Source organism: Mycolicibacterium sp. XJ1819 (assembly GCF_053483675.1).
In genome coordinates this window covers 1-16,014 of the sequence record NZ_JBEFST010000032.1, presented here as the reverse complement: position 1 = coordinate 16,014, position 16,014 = coordinate 1, and the positions used below count along the sequence as shown (strand labels likewise).

Below are 16,014 nucleotides of genomic sequence, written 5' to 3'. Positions count from 1 at the left end.
CTACGCTGTTCGCTGTGACAGCAGGCGCCGACGCGATACCGGACTCTGCGGTCGGCCGGGTCGTTCGGAAAGCCTCGGACGGCGTGCTGCGCCGGATCCTGCGGCTGCCGCCCGCGTCCAACGGCTACCGGGTGCTTCGTGGCGTGCGCATCCCGATGCGCGACGGGGTCGAGTTGATCGCCGACCGGTATGTGCCGACGACCCCGTCGGCCGCGCCGACCGTGCTGATCCGCAGCCCGTACGGGCGCGGATACCCCTTTCCCCAGTTCTACGCGGGACCGCTGGCCGCGCGCGGATTTCACGTCGTATTACAGAGTGTGCGCGGCACATACGGGTCCGGCGGCACCTTCATCCCAGCCGTCAACGAGGCCGCCGACGGTCTGGACACCGTCGCCTGGATGCGCGACCAGCAGTGGTTCACCGGACGTCTCGCCACGATCGGCCCGTCCTATCTGGGGCTGGCGCAGTGGGCGCTGCTGCAGGACCCGCCACCGGAGTTGGCGGCGGCGGTCATCCTGGCCGCGCCCCACGACATGAGCGCGGCGTGGGCCACCGGGTCCTTCACGCTCGACGACAATCTGCGCTTCGGCAACGGTGTCGCGCGGCTGGGCCAGCGCAGCCTGTTGGCCAGACGTCTGCAGGACCTGGTGGGAAGGGGCCGGCAGGCCTCAGAAGAGGCGGTCTCAATGCTGCCGCTCAACCCCGCCGGGCGCGCGGCGCTGGGCCCATATGCCCCGCTGTACGAGTCGTGGCTGGCGCATCCGGATCGCGACCACGAATTCTGGGATCCGCAGCGGTTCAGCGATGCGCTCGACCGGTGCCAGGCTCCGGTGTTGTTGGTGACGGGATGGCAGGATCTGTTTCTGTCGCAGACCCTCGAGCAGTACCGGCGGCTGCGCGAGCGCGGTGTCGAAGTGGCGTTGACGATCGGCCCGTGGGTGCACGACCGGATGCTCCGCAAAGGCGCCAGCACCTTCGTCGCTGAATCCGTCGACTGGCTTTCAGCCCATCTCACCGATCCGCCGGCTCCCCAGAACCGCAGTGCGGTACGGGTTTTCGTCGTCGGACACGGCTGGGTCAACCTTGCGCAGTGGCCGCCGAAGCTGCCAGAGTGGGTGCTTCATCTCCAGCCCGGCGGGGGTCTTGCGAACCAGACGCCGACACAAGGCGCTGCGCCGTCGTCGTTCGTGTTCGACCCTGCGCAGCCCACGCCGACGATCGGTGGACCGTTACTGCAGGGCGGCGGCTACTGCGACGACTCCGCGCTCGCTGACCGCTCTGATGTGGTGACGTTCACCGGCGACCCGCTCACCGACGATCTCTGCGTCCTGGGCACGCCGGTCGTCGAGTTGCTGCACTCGGCGGACAATCCCCACGTCGACGTGTTCGTTCGGTTGAGTCAGGTGACGGCCGACGGCGGATCCACCAATGTCAGCGAGGGATTTCAGCGTCTGACACACGAAAGTTCGATGACGCCAACACCACTCGTCGTTGAGTTGGATCCGGTGGCCCACCGGTTCCCCGCCGGGTCGCGCATCCGGGTCGTCGTCGCAGGAGGGTCTCACCCCCGCTTCGCGCGCAACCCCGGGACCGGGGAGCCACTGGCCACGGCGCATCGGTTGGCGCCCGCCACACACTCCGTGCACTTCGGCGCCGGGTCGCGGCTGGTGCTACCCGCCGGCGACCGACCGCCGGGCTGACCGCCTCGCCGGGGTCAGCCAGGACGTCGAACCGAGCCGCAACTCCGCTGCCGTCGCCGGACCGACGACGCCGTCCACCTTCAACCCGCCGGTCCGACGTTGAAACGTCCGGACGGCGGCCTCGGTTTTCGGCCCGAAGATGCCGTCCACCACCAGATCTGCGTGATTCTCGTTGAGCCGGCGTTGCAGTTCGGCGACCTCGTCCCCCTCCATACCGCGGAACAGCAGCACGTCCGCGTACTCCCCGATCGGCACGGGCGGCCGCGGGGTGGGTGCCGGGTTGGCGACGCGCCGGATCTTGACGTCGATGTCGTCGCGCAGGATGTCCATGTCGATGGCGCCCGGATCCCACTTACCTTGTGCGCGGCCCGCGTATTCCTTGTGTCCGATCGTGCGGGCAGAGGTCTGCGCGAGCCGTCGGTTGATGGCCGCGCAGCAACTGACCAACGCGAAGTACTGTGCGTCAGGCCAGTTGGTTCGGTGCACCGCGGTCGGGCTGGTCCCGCTGTTGGCGCACTCGATGCCGATCATGTGCCAGTTGCCCATGTTCGTTGGCAACCACGGGTACATGCCCACCCCCGCATGCCATGCGACGCCGACCGCGACAACGGTGACGGTGCCGTCGCGGGCGATGTGCAGCTGGGACAGCGGACCCGGGAGGTCGGGACGCCCATGGGCGATCGACGCCGCGGTGGCGTGGTCGGCCCCGGTGTGATGCACCATGACGCCACGGATGTCCTTGAAGTCACCGTGTCCGCGGTTGCGCCACCCGGGAAACTCGACGGGCTCGATGCCCTCTTCCTGCAGCACGTCGACGATCCAGACCGGATCCCCGGTCCACGGGCCGGCCAGCGGCATCGATGAGCATCCCCCATTCGTAATCAGTTGACGGTCAACCCTTTCTACACGAGCACCGACGCGGCCGGGTCGACAGGCGTGTCCGCGCTCTCCTCGAGTGGCGTGTACCGGAGCCAGTCGACGACCACGGATGCCGGGAACTCGGTGGTGGCGTCCGGCGGTCCGCCCGAGCCACCCAGCGCGAAGTTCATGATCACGTACATCGAGCGGTCGTTGAACGTCCACGGCGTGCCGGGCGGCAGCGAGTCCGGTGTGAACACGCCGGTGATCTGGTCGTCGATACCGGTGGTGATCCGGTCGGGCTCCCACCTGACCCAGAACTCGTGGAACTCGTCGGCGACGTCGATCGGTGCCTGCGCGGTGACCTCGTAGTAGCCGGGTCCGTGGATGCCCGAACCGGACCGCGAGAAGTCGTTGAACATCTCGAAGATGTCGATCTCGCCGCTGTTGGGCCAGCCGACCTCGTCGACGTCGGAGCCGACCATCCAGAACGCCGGGTGCAATCCCTGATCGTCGGGGAATTTGATCCGCGCCGTCAGCGTGCCGTAGGTGAACTCGAACTTGTCCTGCGTCGTCAGGTACGCGCCGGTGTAGTCGAACGTGCCGAATCCGGGCACGGTGATGGGCTCGTCACGGGCGGTGATCACCAGGTTGCCCTCGCCGTCCAGCGACGCGTTCTCCGGGAAGTTGGTGTTCACCTGCACCTGGCCGCCGCCACCCAGACCGGGAATGCCGAGCTGGTAGCTGAAGAGATCCGACGGCGGGATCGATCCCGCGGGTCCGGAGAAGTCCTCGAACATCGGGCCCGTGCCCGGGTCGGCGATGGGGGCGGGCGGATCGACATGGATCAGCGACACCGTGCGAAGCGAGATGCCCGCGGAGTTGCTGACATACAACTCGTTTCCGTCCGCGCTGACCTCGATCTCGCCGAGCGGTCCGGTTTCGGCCCGCAGCGTCCCGGTCACCTTGGTGTTGGTGGCGGTGTCGATCACCGACACGGTGTTGTCGCTGTTGGCGACGTAGGCAAGGCTGCCGTCGCGGCTCAGCGTTATCCCGTTGGGCGAGATACCAACCGGGACGGTGGCAATCGATGTCAGGGTCTCGGTGTCGACCACGGACACATCGTCGCTGCCGGTGTTGGCGACATACAGGCGGGTTCCGTCGTCGCTGAGCGCGACCTGCTGCGGCGTCGACCCCACGGTGGCGGTGCCGATCACCCGGTTGGTGGTGGCGTCGATGGCCGAGACCGTGCCGCTGCCCCGGTTCGCCACGTACACCCTGGTGCCGTCGCCGTTGACCGCCACGCCCACGGGGGTGATTCCGACCGGGATGGCGGCCACGGTCGCCCCGGTCGCGGTGTTCAGCACCGAAACCCGGTTGGTGAGAACGCTTGTGACATACAGGCGGCTACCGTCCGGACTGAGTGCCAGGCTCTGCGGCGCCGCGACCGGGATGTTGGCCGTGACCGCGCCGGTGGTGGTGTTGAGCGCCGCCACCGAATGGCTGCCGCTGTTGGCGACGTAGAGCGTGTTGCCGTCGGGGCTGACCGCCAGCGCCGACGGTCGTGCCCCGACCGGAACCGTGGCCAGCAGGCTGCCGGTGTCGGTGTCCATCACCGCAACGGTGTTGCCCGCCGTGTTGGCGACGTACATCCGGTTGCCGTAGGTGGCCATCGCGGTCGGACCCGCACCGACGGGCAGAGGTCTTGTGCCAGTGGCGAGTTGGCCGGAATAGATTTCGACGTCCACTGGCACGCTGACCGCTGTCTGCCCGTCGCTGGCGACGACGGTGAACCTGTCGAAGTCGGCGTCCAGGGTGGATCCGGCGGCCAGCCGCGAAAGCTGTGTCGGCGTGTAGGTGAAGGTCCCGTCCGGGTTGACGGTCAGCGCCCCGCCGGCCGGCGCCTCGGCCACCGCATAGGTGACGACGTCGCCGTCGGGGTCGGTCACATTCAGCGAGCCGGTGATGACGCCGGTCTCCGGGTCGGGGGCGCTTTGTGTGACGCCCGGCGTCTGCGGGGCGGCGTTGGTCACCGCGGCCGCGGCGAGCATGGTCTGGCTGGTGTCGACGGAATCCAGGGTGGCCGTGGAGGCCGTCGGGTCGAGTTGTCGCCGGGCGAAGGCCATCGCCGCCCACTCCATCGGCGAATCCGCCGGCGGCGTGGGAGCGGTCGGGTCGGTGGGGGCGGTCGGATTGAGCCCGACCAGCGGCATGATGCCCGACACCACCGTGGTCATCGGATCGGTCGGCGCATCGACAGGTTGCTCGTCGAGCTGCGCGGTGTCTTCGGTGACGGGCTCGACCGAGACGATTGGCGCGGTGTCGTCCACCGGTGCCGGGTCCGCGGCGACGATGGCATCGGAAATGTCCAGTGTGTCAACGGAGTCGATGGTCTCGATGGGCTCGATGGGCTCGATGGGCGCTGCCGGCGATCTCGGCGCCGTCGACGTGTCGACGTTCAGCGACGACGAGGCCGACGTATCGGACGAATTAGACGACCCGAACGGGATGTCGCTGTCGGTCGTCGTGTCGGCGCTTGCGCCTGCTCGGCTCGACCCTGTTGCGATGCTGGGACTTTGCTCGTCCGGATCGACAGTGGCGGTGGGCTCCGGTTGGTCGGTGTCGGTTTCGTCCGTGGTGAGGTCGTCTGTGGCGATGTCGTCGGCGGGTGCCTCGTCTTCGGAGGTGTCGGTCGCGTCCGGCTCGGCATCGGTGTCGTCGCTGGTGGTCGCCGATTGAGCACCCGAGGTGCCCGTTGTCTCCGATGCGGCGGTCGAGTCAGACGATTCCGAAGACTGATCGGAACTGGCGCTAGAGTCCGACGTCTGGGCCCACGCCGTCACCGGCACGGATGCGATGGACAGGCCCACGCCGAGTGCGACCGCCAGGCCGCCGACACGTCCGATATATGAGGCATAACGCATTTCAAACTCCCTGCTGAAGCCAACCCCGAACGCGCCCGTGGTCCTCGAGCGCAGTTCCTTAAACGACCCCCTCGTTACTGATTTGCTACCCGGTGGGTCCGCGACGAAACGCCTTGAGAAAAAGTTCACTTATGTCGCGGATCGCGCGCGGTCGGCTTCGCGGGTCGGTTGGAGTTTGCTATGACGAATGCGTCAACGCTTCGGCGATCGGCACTTCGCCGTTGTTGAACTCGATCGTGCGGCCGATCGTGGAGTCGTCGGCCAAGCATGCGGCGGCGACCAGAGCAACGTCTTCGCGGGTAACCGCGCCGTCCGCGGCGTCGGGTCCGACGGCGATGCGTCCGGTCGCGGGCTCTGACGTCAGGCGGCCCGGTCCGAGGATCGTCCAATCGAGTCCGCTTGCCCGCAGGTGCGCATCGGCGGCGGCCTTCGCTTCGGCGTACGGGAAGAAGGAACTGTCCTCGGGCACGCCGTGATCAGTGCGCGCGCCGAAGTAGGACACCATGACGAATCGGGCAACGTTCGCTTGCTCGGCGGCGTCGATGACGCGCTTGGCCGCGTCCCGGTCCACGGCATAGGTGCGCTGCGGGTTGCCGCCGCCGGCGCCCGCGGAGAACACCACCGCGTCATGGCCTGCGACGATCTGGCCAAGGGCGTCGGTGTCGAGCTGTTCGATATCGGCCACCACCGGATGCGCGCCGGTTGCCTGGACGTCACCGGTGTGATCCGGATTGCGGACGACCGACGTCACCTCGTCGCCGCGGCTGGTCAGGATCTCAGACAAGTGCAGGGCGACCTTGCCGTGGCCACCGATGATCAGAATGCGCGCCATGTGTTCAATGTATCCACCCGGCGAGTTCGAACATCGGCAATCGCGCGTCTTCGGGCGCGGCCTCCCATTCGGTGGCCAGCAGCTGACCGCCCAGCGGGCCCTTCAGCAACGAGTTCACGAATGGCGCGTCCGAAAAATACTGCGGGCGACGGTATCTCGTCGCAACCCGCTCGGCGAAGTCCAGCCATCTCCTGTCCCGGGTGCTGCGGTGCAGTGCCAGGGCGGCGTACGCCTGCCCGACGTCTCCGCAGCAGATGAAGCCCATGTCGTCGACGTGCGAACACGTATCGGCACCGGCGCGCAGCGCCAACTCCAGATAACGCCACTCGTCGAGCATCTCGGCTGCCAACGCGAACAGCAGGACCATCCCCGCGCTGCCGTTGCACCAGCCACGCATCGTGTCCGGGTGCTGCCGGGCACCGGCGATTCGAATCGGCCATTGGACACGGTCTGCGGATGGTTCGGCCAGGTCGGCGAGTTCGTCCAGCCGGTCGACCGCAACGCCTGGGATGTCCTCACCGCTGACCCGCGACCAGACGAGCAGCGCATACAGGACCCCCGCCCAGCCGTGCGCCATTCCGCCGAAGGGAAAGTCGGCTGCCGCGGACATCGCGGGCCGCGAAATGAGATCGGCCACCAACCCCGTCGCCAGGCGGCTGCCGAGGTCGATGTGCATCCCCTCCAGTGCCGGATTGCCACCCTCCTGAAGCAGCGCCCACGTGAGCAACAGGCCGGCGCGGCCGAACGCGATGTCGATGTGCTTTACATCTGCGCACGCGGTACGGGCGAAGGCGTCGGCAGCCCTCCTCTCGCTCACCACGTCTCCCCTGGCACGAGCGATCATCGCGCGCACCGCATGCAGACCAGTCGACGTGTGCTGCACCGATATCGAACCCACCACCTCGGGCCGCAGCCCCGCAGACGGGCGGAAAAACGCGTCGTCACCGCAGCGCTGTGCGTCCGCGATCGCTTTGTCGATCCACAAGGTGGCCCAGTCCAGCAGCGTCGGGCTGTCGAGGGCGGCGGCGCTGCGGTGCAGAAACAGCGCCACCCCCGCACTGCCGAACGTCACCGAACAGCTGGGCGCGGGAAACGGCTCGGTGAACAGCGGCCCGTCCGGGTCGAAACGCGCGAGGACCGCCTGAATGTCGGTGCCGGCACCGAGTTTTCGTGGCTCGGGCGAGATCTCCACCGAGGCCAACGCGGCGCAGAACGCGGTCATGTCGTCGTAGCGGTCCTCGGCATGACATGCGAGCGCACGACCGAGGACACGTTCCATGTCATCCCACGGTGACAAACCCCAATGCTCGAACGACACAGGCTTTTGCGTCGCCAGCGCGAGCATCGCCTCCTCGTCGCCGGCCGGGAAGTCGCGATAGCCGTGGCCGGTGACCAACCGGTACAGGAGGTGAGCGAGTACGTGTTGCTCGCCGCGCGCGGAGACCGGCGGAGGATGCTCGCCGGCCATCCGCGCCCGCGCGAACTCAGGTTCGAAGAAGTAACCGGCGCCCGCGCGTCGCGAATGCCGAGGCGCGTCGCTCGCGACGGCGAGCCCGAAGTCGATGACGGTCACCGTGCCGTCCGCGGTGACGAGCACGTTGCGTGGATGGACATCGCCGTGAAGCACGCCGCGACAGTGGATCTCGGCATAGGCACTCGCCACTGAGCGGCACAGGCCGAGCAGGGCCGGTCGTGCCGCGGCGGGCGCCAGGCGACGCAGGCGCGTCGCCACGGTATCGACGTCCTCACCGTCACACCACTCGATCGCCAACGCGGCGGGATTCCCGAACTGTTCGACGAGTTTGGGCGATGCGTGCCCGTCGAGCAGACGCAGAACCTCGGCTTCGTGCACCAGTGCGCTCGCGGCCTGCGCAGCACCCGACCTGGCGCGCTTGAGCGCCACCCGGGTCTGCGGCCCGTCCGCCTGGTACACGTCGACGTCGTCGAGCGCCTGGATGACCCGCACGATGTCGTATCCACGCCAGGTGGCACCGGTCGAAAGCTCCGGTTCGATCCGCCGGGCCTCGGGTGCATCTTGCGAAACCAGGAATCCGCTGTCGATGAGTTGTCCGAGAGTCGGGTACATCCGCTCGAGCATCAGTTCGGGATCAACTTCACAACAACGGCTTTCGTCGATCACGACCGACACGATGGTGCTCGGTGCGCGAAAGCGCTCGACAATGCGTGCCGTGCCGGCATCGACGAGCTTCGAGCGGGCGCGACCGGTCATCCGGGTGAGGACGACGTCCCCCGGTGCGCCGCCGAGGTGTGTCCGCTCGTCGTCGTCCATGTCGGCCAGCGGTATGAGCACCACGTCGGCCGCCAGCACGAGAACACCTGTGATCGGCGCTGTTGCTACCCCCACAATCGCTCCCGGTAGCGATCGGTCGGAGTCCATGTCGCCGTGTCGACGCCCGCGGCGCGCAGGCGCTCGAACGCGTGGCGCCACGGGTGTGTGGATCCGCGCGCGTCGAAAAGGCCCGCGGCCAGACGCAGCGCGATCCAGCTGCGCCAACTCGCGCGCTCGGCGAAATCTCCGTCGGGGACGTCGGGCGGGTCAAGGCCCCAGCTCAACATGCCGTCCTCGGTCAAGGCCCCGGTGAACGGCACACCGTGTACCGGGTGATCACGCACACGAACACCCAGTTGCCGGGCGGCCTGTTCGAGGGGCGGGTAGGCAGGGAAATAGGCGACGAACTTGTCGGGCCTCGCGAGACCGGCGGCGTTCGCGCCGACCTTGAAGTGACGCACCCCGTTGTCGGCGAACACGGCCAGCGCTTCGGCCATCACCGCGGGCATCGCGGCCACGGTGGGACTGACGTAGAGCTTGTAGGGCAACGGCCGGACCGGCTGCTGCTCGGTCCGGGCCGCCCAGTGCAGCCACGAGTCACCGGTCGACGACTTCGCCGAGCACCTCCATGCCGCCGTCGCCGTTCCCCTCAAGCCGAGGAAGCTCTGTACGGCATCGCGATTCGACAATCGCCGATACCAGCGGGGCGTGACGGGAGCACGCCCGAAGAAGTAGAGCGCAGCGGCCAGCGGCAGCAGTTCGTCGATGTCCAGGCGGGCGGCGTGCCGCACGGCGTCAAACGACAACCGTCCCAACGGTCCTCGTGGTTCGTCGTCGACGTGATCGAGGCCGAGCATTCCGCGCGCGGCGGACCCGGAGACGAAAGAGCCATGTCCGATCTGCAGCACGTCGGACAGGACGAGTTCGACGAGGTGCTCGCGGACATCCTCGCCGAGTCGGCACCGCGCCACATCCGTTATGCGAGAGGGTTTCGCGAAGGTGTCCAACAGCTCGGCGGTGCGCCGGTCGATGGCCTTGATCCGCAGCGTGTCACCGGCGCGAGGACACAGAACGCCGGCATAAGCGGGGTCGTCGATCAACGCGCCGAGACCGCGTCGCTCGTGGTCAGTCAAGTCCTCGAAGGCGACGAAACGGTAGGCCGGATGGGTCCGGAATTCGTAGTCGAGCAGGTCGCGACCTGCCGCGCCGGCCTGCCCGGGCGAGGCCAGCTCAGTCGCCCATCAGCCCTGCGCGCCGCTCCTCGACGTCGCTGAGCGCGGAATAGATCTTGGCCCTGAATGCGGCGACACCGGTTGCCACCGGCCCACCTTCGGCCAACTGTGCTTCTTGCTCGCCGCGATCCAGTGCGGCAAGTTGACTCTTCAGCTGGACACGCAGTTCCTCGAGCGCGGCCGCGCTTTGCGGAAGCGTTTTCTCCGGACAGAGGACGGTCAGCGACGGCGCAGTGCAGAACGTGCACCCGCCGCAGGTGTCCATCGTGGTGCAGAACCCGCACCACCCGATGACGCCTTCCTCTTCTGTCGCCGATCCCGGTGTGACCTTGATCCACAGGTCCTTGACTCGGTATTCGCCGGCCTCGCCATGCCCCGATTGCGCCATCGATCCCCCCTCGATGCTGAATCCGGCGACCCCGATTCGGTCCGAATCGATCGCCGGATTTGACGCAACCATTATTTTCCTCCCACGGTTCTGCTGTCAACGATCGCGCGGCGGCGAAAAGAAGGCGGAGATGTGCGCGGTTTGCTGGCTCGGCAGCTACCTGATCTCGAAACCGGACATCACCAGCATCGGTGGTCAATATTTGCTGGAGGCTGGTCGTCATCCGGACTTGCCCCTGGTCCCCTTCGGCCCGCAACGGTGGCTTCGGCACACCGGCGGGCAGACGTGTCGCAAACTGGATAGGCCGCACGGTTGAACCCGCGATCCGGCACCGCTGGTTCTCGGTTCGAGACCAGCGCAGGCGACGGCGTGAGGCTCCGGGTGTCGGCTTGCACATCCGAGCCGTTGAGTTTGCGGCTTGCGCCCTCGCATCGGCTCCGGAGGCATCATGCGGTGATACACGCAGCCACACCCTCCTGGGTGTTGACCGCCCATAGCAACGAGTAATAGCTCGCTGACGTCTCCCGGAGGCTTCGCCTTGCGATGCCGTTGAACTGGTGTGACTGTCTCTGATCCGCATTACCGCACGGAGTCAGAGCTGACTGATGGCTATTTCTTCGAAGTCGGCAACCTTTTCATTCGGAGAAAGTTGAGAAAAGCACTATCTCTCGGTCTGACGAGGGAGTAAATTGCTGGATACCTTAATCGCTCGGACCACGGGGAGGACACAATGCAAGCCAGCGCCAAGACATTCATGACCGCGGGGGTCGCTCTCGTCGGAGCTGGAGTCATCGCGGCGAGTCCGATCGCGCCGCCAGCGAGCAACTCCACGGACGAGGCTCCCGTGCGCGAGGTCAGCTTGCTGGCCGCGACGGAGCAGTCGACCACCGCCCAGGACATCACCGACACATTGGATTTGCTGCAGGGCGGCGATCCGATCGCACTGCTGCAGGCGTTCATCGACGGCACTCTCGAAGCGTTCGCCCGGCCGGCGCCGGTGCCCTACACGCCGGTCCCTGGGCTCCTCGAGGGGCTGTCACACATTGGCCAGGGCCTGGCCGCGACCGGCTTGCGGTTCGGTGACGCGACGATTCGGAGCCCGTTCGGCCTCCTCGCGCTCGGCACCGCGATCGCGTCGGGTGACACCGCTACGGCTCTTGCGGTGGCGGAGAACTTCGTCGACGGGCCCCTGTGGGTCGTCGATCCCGCGCTGTACAACCTGCGGGATGCACTGCCCGCACCGTTGGGCGGCCCGGATGGGCTGGTCGAGAACTTCCGTGACCAGCTTTGGATGATCACGCAGCTGATCAACGGCGCCTTGGCGGGCCCGCAGACCCCGATGCTCGCCGCCACCACGATGGCAGACCCCACTAATCTGCTCGACGGTTTCATCGAGGGCGTGCTGACGGCCTTCGCGCGTCCGGGGCCGGTTCCCTTCACACCGGTCGACGGACCGCTCGACGGAGCGTCGCGCATCGCCCAGGGTGTTGTCGCGACCGGCCTGCGCCTTCTCGCCGCGAGCGTTCTCACCCCGGTCGGTGTGGTGGAGTTGGCCACCGCGGTAGCCCAGGGTGACACCGAAAAGGCGCTCGCGGCAGTGGAGAACATCGTCGACGGACCGCTGTGGGTGGCCGATCCATCGCTGTACGGTCTGCGCGATGCCCTACCGGGACCGCTCGGCGGGGAGAACGCGCTCGTCGAAGAACTGCGCGACGGCATCTGGGCCGTCACCCAGCAGATCAACACCGCCATCCGTTCCTTCGTCGAACCAGTCGCCGACCAGGTCTCCGATGTCAACCCGTTCGTCGCGACCGAGGAATTCGATGCGCCGCAGGTTGATTCGATGCCGAATAGTCAACCGCGCCTGATGAATCTGTCACTGAATGATGACGAGGGGCCGACGACTCCGTCCGAGGACGAGCCACTCACACACAATGTGGTGCGGCAGTCGCCGAACTTCTCACCGTCCGGCAACGTGCCGGCTGACAAGGCGCCGACCGGCGACGGTACCGGGGGCGAGGTCACCTCGACCGCGCCGACGACTGTGGACGATCCCGGCCCGGTGTCCGGCGGCGACGACGAGGGCACGACCCCCGGCGGTTCGGAGCAGACGGGCTCCGGGTCGCAGGGCGACGACAAGTAGTCCATCGCGGAGTCGTCGCAACAAAGTGGCCTGCTCCTGGCGTCCCAGGGTCGCGTCTCGCAGACCCTTTGAGGGAGGTGACGGAACCTAGCCCACTGCCGTCAGGAGCAGGGCTGCCTCGTTGTAGGGAAACGCTCGGTAGAGCAGCCGAGGACCCGGTATGACGAGGGCCGCGGCCTCGGCCTTGCTCACCACCCGTGGGTTGACGAGCGCGACAGACCGTCCACGCTTGCGCAGCACCGCCGGCCCGCCGGCCAGCACGTTCTTCAACCAGTCCGTCTGTGGGCCGTAGCCGATGAGGATGGCGTAGCCATCATGGGTCCTGAACACCAGAAGGGGCGTTCGATATCGCTTACCCGACTTCCGCCCGACGTGCTCGAGCGTCCCGAGGTTCGGAAGCCAAGGTGTGATGGCGCGAGCCGCCGGATTGGTAACTCGCTTGTTGAACTCTGCGATTCGGCGAGGCACGCGCATTCTCGGAGTCTAGGTATTGACACGATCTTGACCAGTGCCCCCAGTGGGACTCGAACCCACACTGTGCGGATTTTAAGAGCGTTCTTCCCGGCGAATGGCAGTTAGCGGCAGTCGATGGCTCGAGACGAAACTGCTGGCTTGACCTGGCAAGGCGCCATCGGATCGATATTGGTGTTGTTGGCTGCCGTCGAGTGTTCTGCGGACTGTCTGCGGACCGGGACATCCGTCACCACCGGCCTGGTGGCGCTTGATGACGAGACATGCCGTATGTGATCGCTAGCGCCGGCGTGTCAGCGTTTGCCTGGGCTCCATCTGGAGTAGCGTGACCATCTCAACAGGCTTATTGACTGTTGCGCCCCGGCTGAAATTCCGTCATGTGCCAGGAAGTGATCGCATTACAGACGTCCAGCCGCCCTCCATTCGCAGCAGTTACCTTGCGAAGGTCGCTGCTGTTGACGAGAGCAGACAAAACTTCTATCTAGAGTTCCCGAACGGCACATTCACTATTTTCACCACACATCAGCCTCAAGAATTGGCGCCTGAAGACGTGGTGTTGATCAACGACACCGCGATTCTTGCCGTTCCACGAGAGCTTTGGTTTGAGAGAGATACTGTCGGTGTAGTCCGACGAGTATTACCAACGGGAGAAGTTCTAGTCGAGCGCAGCCTTGGTTTAGAGGCTGTCTCAGGGTCAAGCGATTGCCATCCCGAAATAGGAAATACGGTGGCTTATCGCGGCCTCGCAGGGATTCAGAAGATCCTTGCGGAGAGCCCTATTGGGATACGGGATTTCGATCCCAATGAGCAGGACCCGGTAGCGCCTTACAGGGTCGACACCCGCGATGCGGATTTAACATTCGAGGACTTCGGCGGATACCATGACGTGGTCGCTCGTGCTAATGAGCTAATCGAAACGCAGTTAAGTCGCAAGGAGCAGCTTGACGCCATCCGGGCTCGACCCATCAAAGGCGTCTTGTTCACGGGACCACCTGGGACCGGCAAAACTTTATTAGCACGCATAATTGCGGCGGAATCCGGTGCCGAATTCTTCCTTGTTAGCGGTCCCTCAATTGTCAGCAAGTGGGTCGGCGACAGCGAGGAAACATTGAGGCAAATTTTTGAGGCCGCCGAGTTGAGTCCTCGAGCAATAATCTTCTTTGATGAAATCGATAGCCTCGCCGAGAAACGCAGCGGCGACACTCACGAGGCGTCCAAACGCCTCGTAGCGCAGCTCTTGACACTCATGGACGGATTTGACAAAGCGCCAGGTAATGTGGTCGTTATCGCAGCGACCAATAGAATCGACGATATTGACGTTGCGCTTCGTAGGCCGGGGAGATTCGACTGGGAGATAGAGTTCGGAATGCCGAACGCAGACGACAGACTGGAGATACTTGCGGCGTCGATGCGAAATCTTTCGGTAGAAGGCGAGATGCCTCTCGAAGAGATAGCCGCATTGACTCCCGACTGGTCCGCAGCGAAGCTATCCTCTTTATGGACGGAAGCAGCGCTCTTGGCTGCGGCGGACGAGCGATATTCGATATGTGAAGAAGACCTCGTTTGGGCCTTCCAAAGGGTAAGTCATCGTGCAGTTATCGCGGATCGGGGCGGTCGGTGACGTCCCTCAAGAAACTTTGGGACCGGATCTGGTCGCCATTCAAGATAAGTTCCGCTTCGCGTAGGCAGTCGCCGTCGCTCCGAGAGTTTGTATACTTGGATGAAGTGAGTCTGACCAGCTTACTTTCGGCGCAAACCGGTGAGTTGAAAGCTGAAGTTGTTAGCGCCATGTCCCTAGCAGAAGAGGCGCAACTCTCAAGCGCAGTGTCAGGAAACGCGGGCCTACTAAAGGGTCAGATCAACTCTAAATACCAAACGACGAATAGTCAGTCGACACAGACAACACGAAAAGCGAACGTCCAGTCTCTTTTCCGAGATTTCAGAGACAATGCCGAATCTGATCTGGTGTTGAAAGTGCGCTCGCCGACGGAGCGAGACCTCGGACGAAAACGCCACGAGGTTTTGAGCGATCCGAATCTATGCTTTGAAGTTGATCACCTGGAGCGAGGCCGCTTGGTAGAAGTGACGGTCGAGTTGGAAGCCGATCCGGTTTTTCGCGTAAGTACAATGCTTTCTGAAATTTTTGATCTTAGCGTTGAACACCCGGAACTTCTCGGTACATCAAGCTTGCCGCCTGAAATGGCACAAATGGTCAGAGTGTTTGAGCGGCTGCTTACTGGCCTCATTCCTGTTAGAGGTAGAAGCGTAGATCTATGCGTGTTCACGGACCAGAACAAGCAATTCGTGGCGAAGAAGCCAACGCTCGATTGGCTTGGTCTTGAAGGCGTTCCGCTCACGATTGTGGGCGTAACAGAACATCTCTCGTTCTGGAGGGACATACGCCGGGTGCTATTCTCACGGTCACGTTTCACCCTGCTATGCCGCATCGACCGCGATGGCCTTCATCAGGAGTGGACCCCCGTCAAGCTTTCCGATGTCTTCGCCGACGTTGTACCGGAATTAGGCAATCTCTCGGGGCTTATGAATTCCATGAGTGAGACCTTGCTGACGGCGACCCCTGTCAAAGAACGACAGGATCCGAAGCTCGCCGACGCCCTGCGGTGTTATGCCACTGACTTGGTCAACGGGTCCGGTGCGGTGCTATCGGATCAGGATGTGACAGAGATGGAGCGCCTCATCGGTCACCTATCACGTCAAGAGGCAGGCGATGTCGCAACTCAACGGTCAGCCTTCGACGCAATGTCGTCGCTCTTAGGAGTAGACCTGACGCCGCAGGAAGCTGTCCGGCATAGACGGGAGGCTCGGAGGGCGTCAGGTTTGAGCCTACTTCCCGAGCAGTCTTCGCATATCTCCTACCGCGATCCACCTACCTCTCATAGTCAGCAGGCCTTGTTAGACACTGAAGTTATTGCGATCTACTGGTAGTGGACGTTCGGGTGGACCAGAGTCGAGAGCGAAAACGACGGGATACAAATGGCGTTCTACACTGCACAAGAGGTACGTGGGAGCGGCTTCGGGCGAGTTGCCGCCTCTGGCGCTCTTAGCGCCGACCAAGCGCTGCGTGAGTTATCTAGACCACGTCCCGGCGTGCGTTTCGACATTTTCCTAAGCCATAGTTTCCGGGATGCGGTGATCATCCTCGGCATTGTCCAGCT

13 protein-coding genes are annotated in these 16,014 nt (G+C 64.8%); 6 read left to right on the top strand and 7 right to left on the bottom strand.

Going from position 1 to position 16,014, the window contains the following annotated elements; genetic code table 11:
- The first annotated feature begins 14 nt into the window (after positions 1-14).
- On the top strand, positions 15-1,700 hold the full coding sequence (locus ABQE89_RS25645; protein WP_448421927.1) for a CocE/NonD family hydrolase: 1,686 nt from the start codon (positions 15-17) through the stop codon (positions 1,698-1,700).
- On the opposite strand, the gene ABQE89_RS25640 is transcribed toward ABQE89_RS25645, so the two are convergent.
- The 6 genes from ABQE89_RS25640 to ABQE89_RS25615 form a co-directional block, all read right to left on the bottom strand.
- On the bottom strand, positions 1,671-2,558 hold the full coding sequence (locus tag ABQE89_RS25640; protein WP_448421925.1) for a peptidoglycan recognition protein family protein: 888 nt from the start codon (positions 2,556-2,558) through the stop codon (positions 1,671-1,673). The genes ABQE89_RS25645 and ABQE89_RS25640 overlap by 30 nt on opposite strands.
- A 44-nt stretch (positions 2,559-2,602) precedes the next feature.
- Positions 2,603-5,482, bottom strand: a complete 2,880-nt coding sequence (locus tag ABQE89_RS25635) for a beta-propeller fold lactonase family protein (RefSeq protein ID WP_448421923.1) — start codon at positions 5,480-5,482, stop codon at positions 2,603-2,605.
- A 178-nt stretch (positions 5,483-5,660) separates the two neighbouring features.
- Entirely contained in the window at positions 5,661-6,314 is a 654-nt protein-coding gene (locus tag ABQE89_RS25630) for an SDR family oxidoreductase (protein WP_448421921.1), read from the bottom strand.
- 4 nt (positions 6,315-6,318) lie between these two features.
- Positions 6,319-8,643, bottom strand: coding sequence for a lanthionine synthetase LanC family protein (locus ABQE89_RS25625; RefSeq protein WP_448421919.1), 2,325 nt, complete (start codon positions 8,641-8,643; stop codon positions 6,319-6,321).
- A gap of 26 nt (positions 8,644-8,669) precedes the next feature.
- Positions 8,670-9,737 carry a hypothetical protein gene (locus tag ABQE89_RS25620; protein WP_448421917.1) on the bottom strand — a complete coding sequence of 356 codons (1,068 nt, stop codon included), beginning with the start codon at positions 9,735-9,737 and terminating at the stop codon, positions 8,670-8,672.
- A 97-nt stretch (positions 9,738-9,834) separates the two neighbouring features.
- Positions 9,835-10,224 carry a hypothetical protein gene (locus tag ABQE89_RS25615; RefSeq protein WP_448421915.1) on the bottom strand — a complete coding sequence of 130 codons (390 nt, stop codon included), beginning with the start codon at positions 10,222-10,224 and terminating at the stop codon, positions 9,835-9,837.
- Positions 10,225-10,237: 13 nt separating this feature from the next.
- Between ABQE89_RS25615 and ABQE89_RS25610 the strand changes: the two genes are divergently transcribed.
- Complete coding sequence (locus ABQE89_RS25610) at positions 10,238-10,540, top strand: hypothetical protein (RefSeq protein WP_448421913.1); 303 nt, start codon at positions 10,238-10,240, stop codon at positions 10,538-10,540.
- A gap of 414 nt (positions 10,541-10,954) precedes the next feature.
- A complete protein-coding gene (locus ABQE89_RS25605) occupies positions 10,955-12,367 on the top strand; it encodes a hypothetical protein (protein ID WP_448421911.1) in 1,413 nt (470 codons plus the stop codon).
- A gap of 87 nt (positions 12,368-12,454) precedes the next feature.
- Here the strand turns inward: ABQE89_RS25605 and ABQE89_RS25600 are convergent, their stop codons facing one another.
- Entirely contained in the window at positions 12,455-12,841 is a 387-nt protein-coding gene (locus ABQE89_RS25600; protein ID WP_448421909.1) for a nitroreductase family deazaflavin-dependent oxidoreductase, read from the bottom strand.
- 322 nt (positions 12,842-13,163) lie between these two features.
- Here ABQE89_RS25600 and ABQE89_RS25595 point away from each other — a divergent pair, with 322 nt between their 5' ends.
- The 3 genes from ABQE89_RS25595 to ABQE89_RS25585 all read left to right on the top strand — a co-directional run.
- Positions 13,164-14,459 (top strand): ATP-binding protein, encoded by a 1,296-nt coding sequence (locus ABQE89_RS25595; RefSeq protein WP_448421907.1) that lies wholly within the window; start codon positions 13,164-13,166, stop codon positions 14,457-14,459.
- A complete protein-coding gene (locus tag ABQE89_RS25590; RefSeq protein WP_448421905.1) occupies positions 14,456-15,784 on the top strand; it encodes a DUF6414 family protein in 1,329 nt (442 codons plus the stop codon). Before ABQE89_RS25595 ends, ABQE89_RS25590 begins: the two co-directional genes overlap by 4 nt.
- Positions 15,785-15,832: 48 nt before the next feature.
- Positions 15,833-16,014: hypothetical protein (locus ABQE89_RS25585; protein WP_448421903.1), on the top strand; the 182-nt coding region annotated here is incomplete at its 3' end.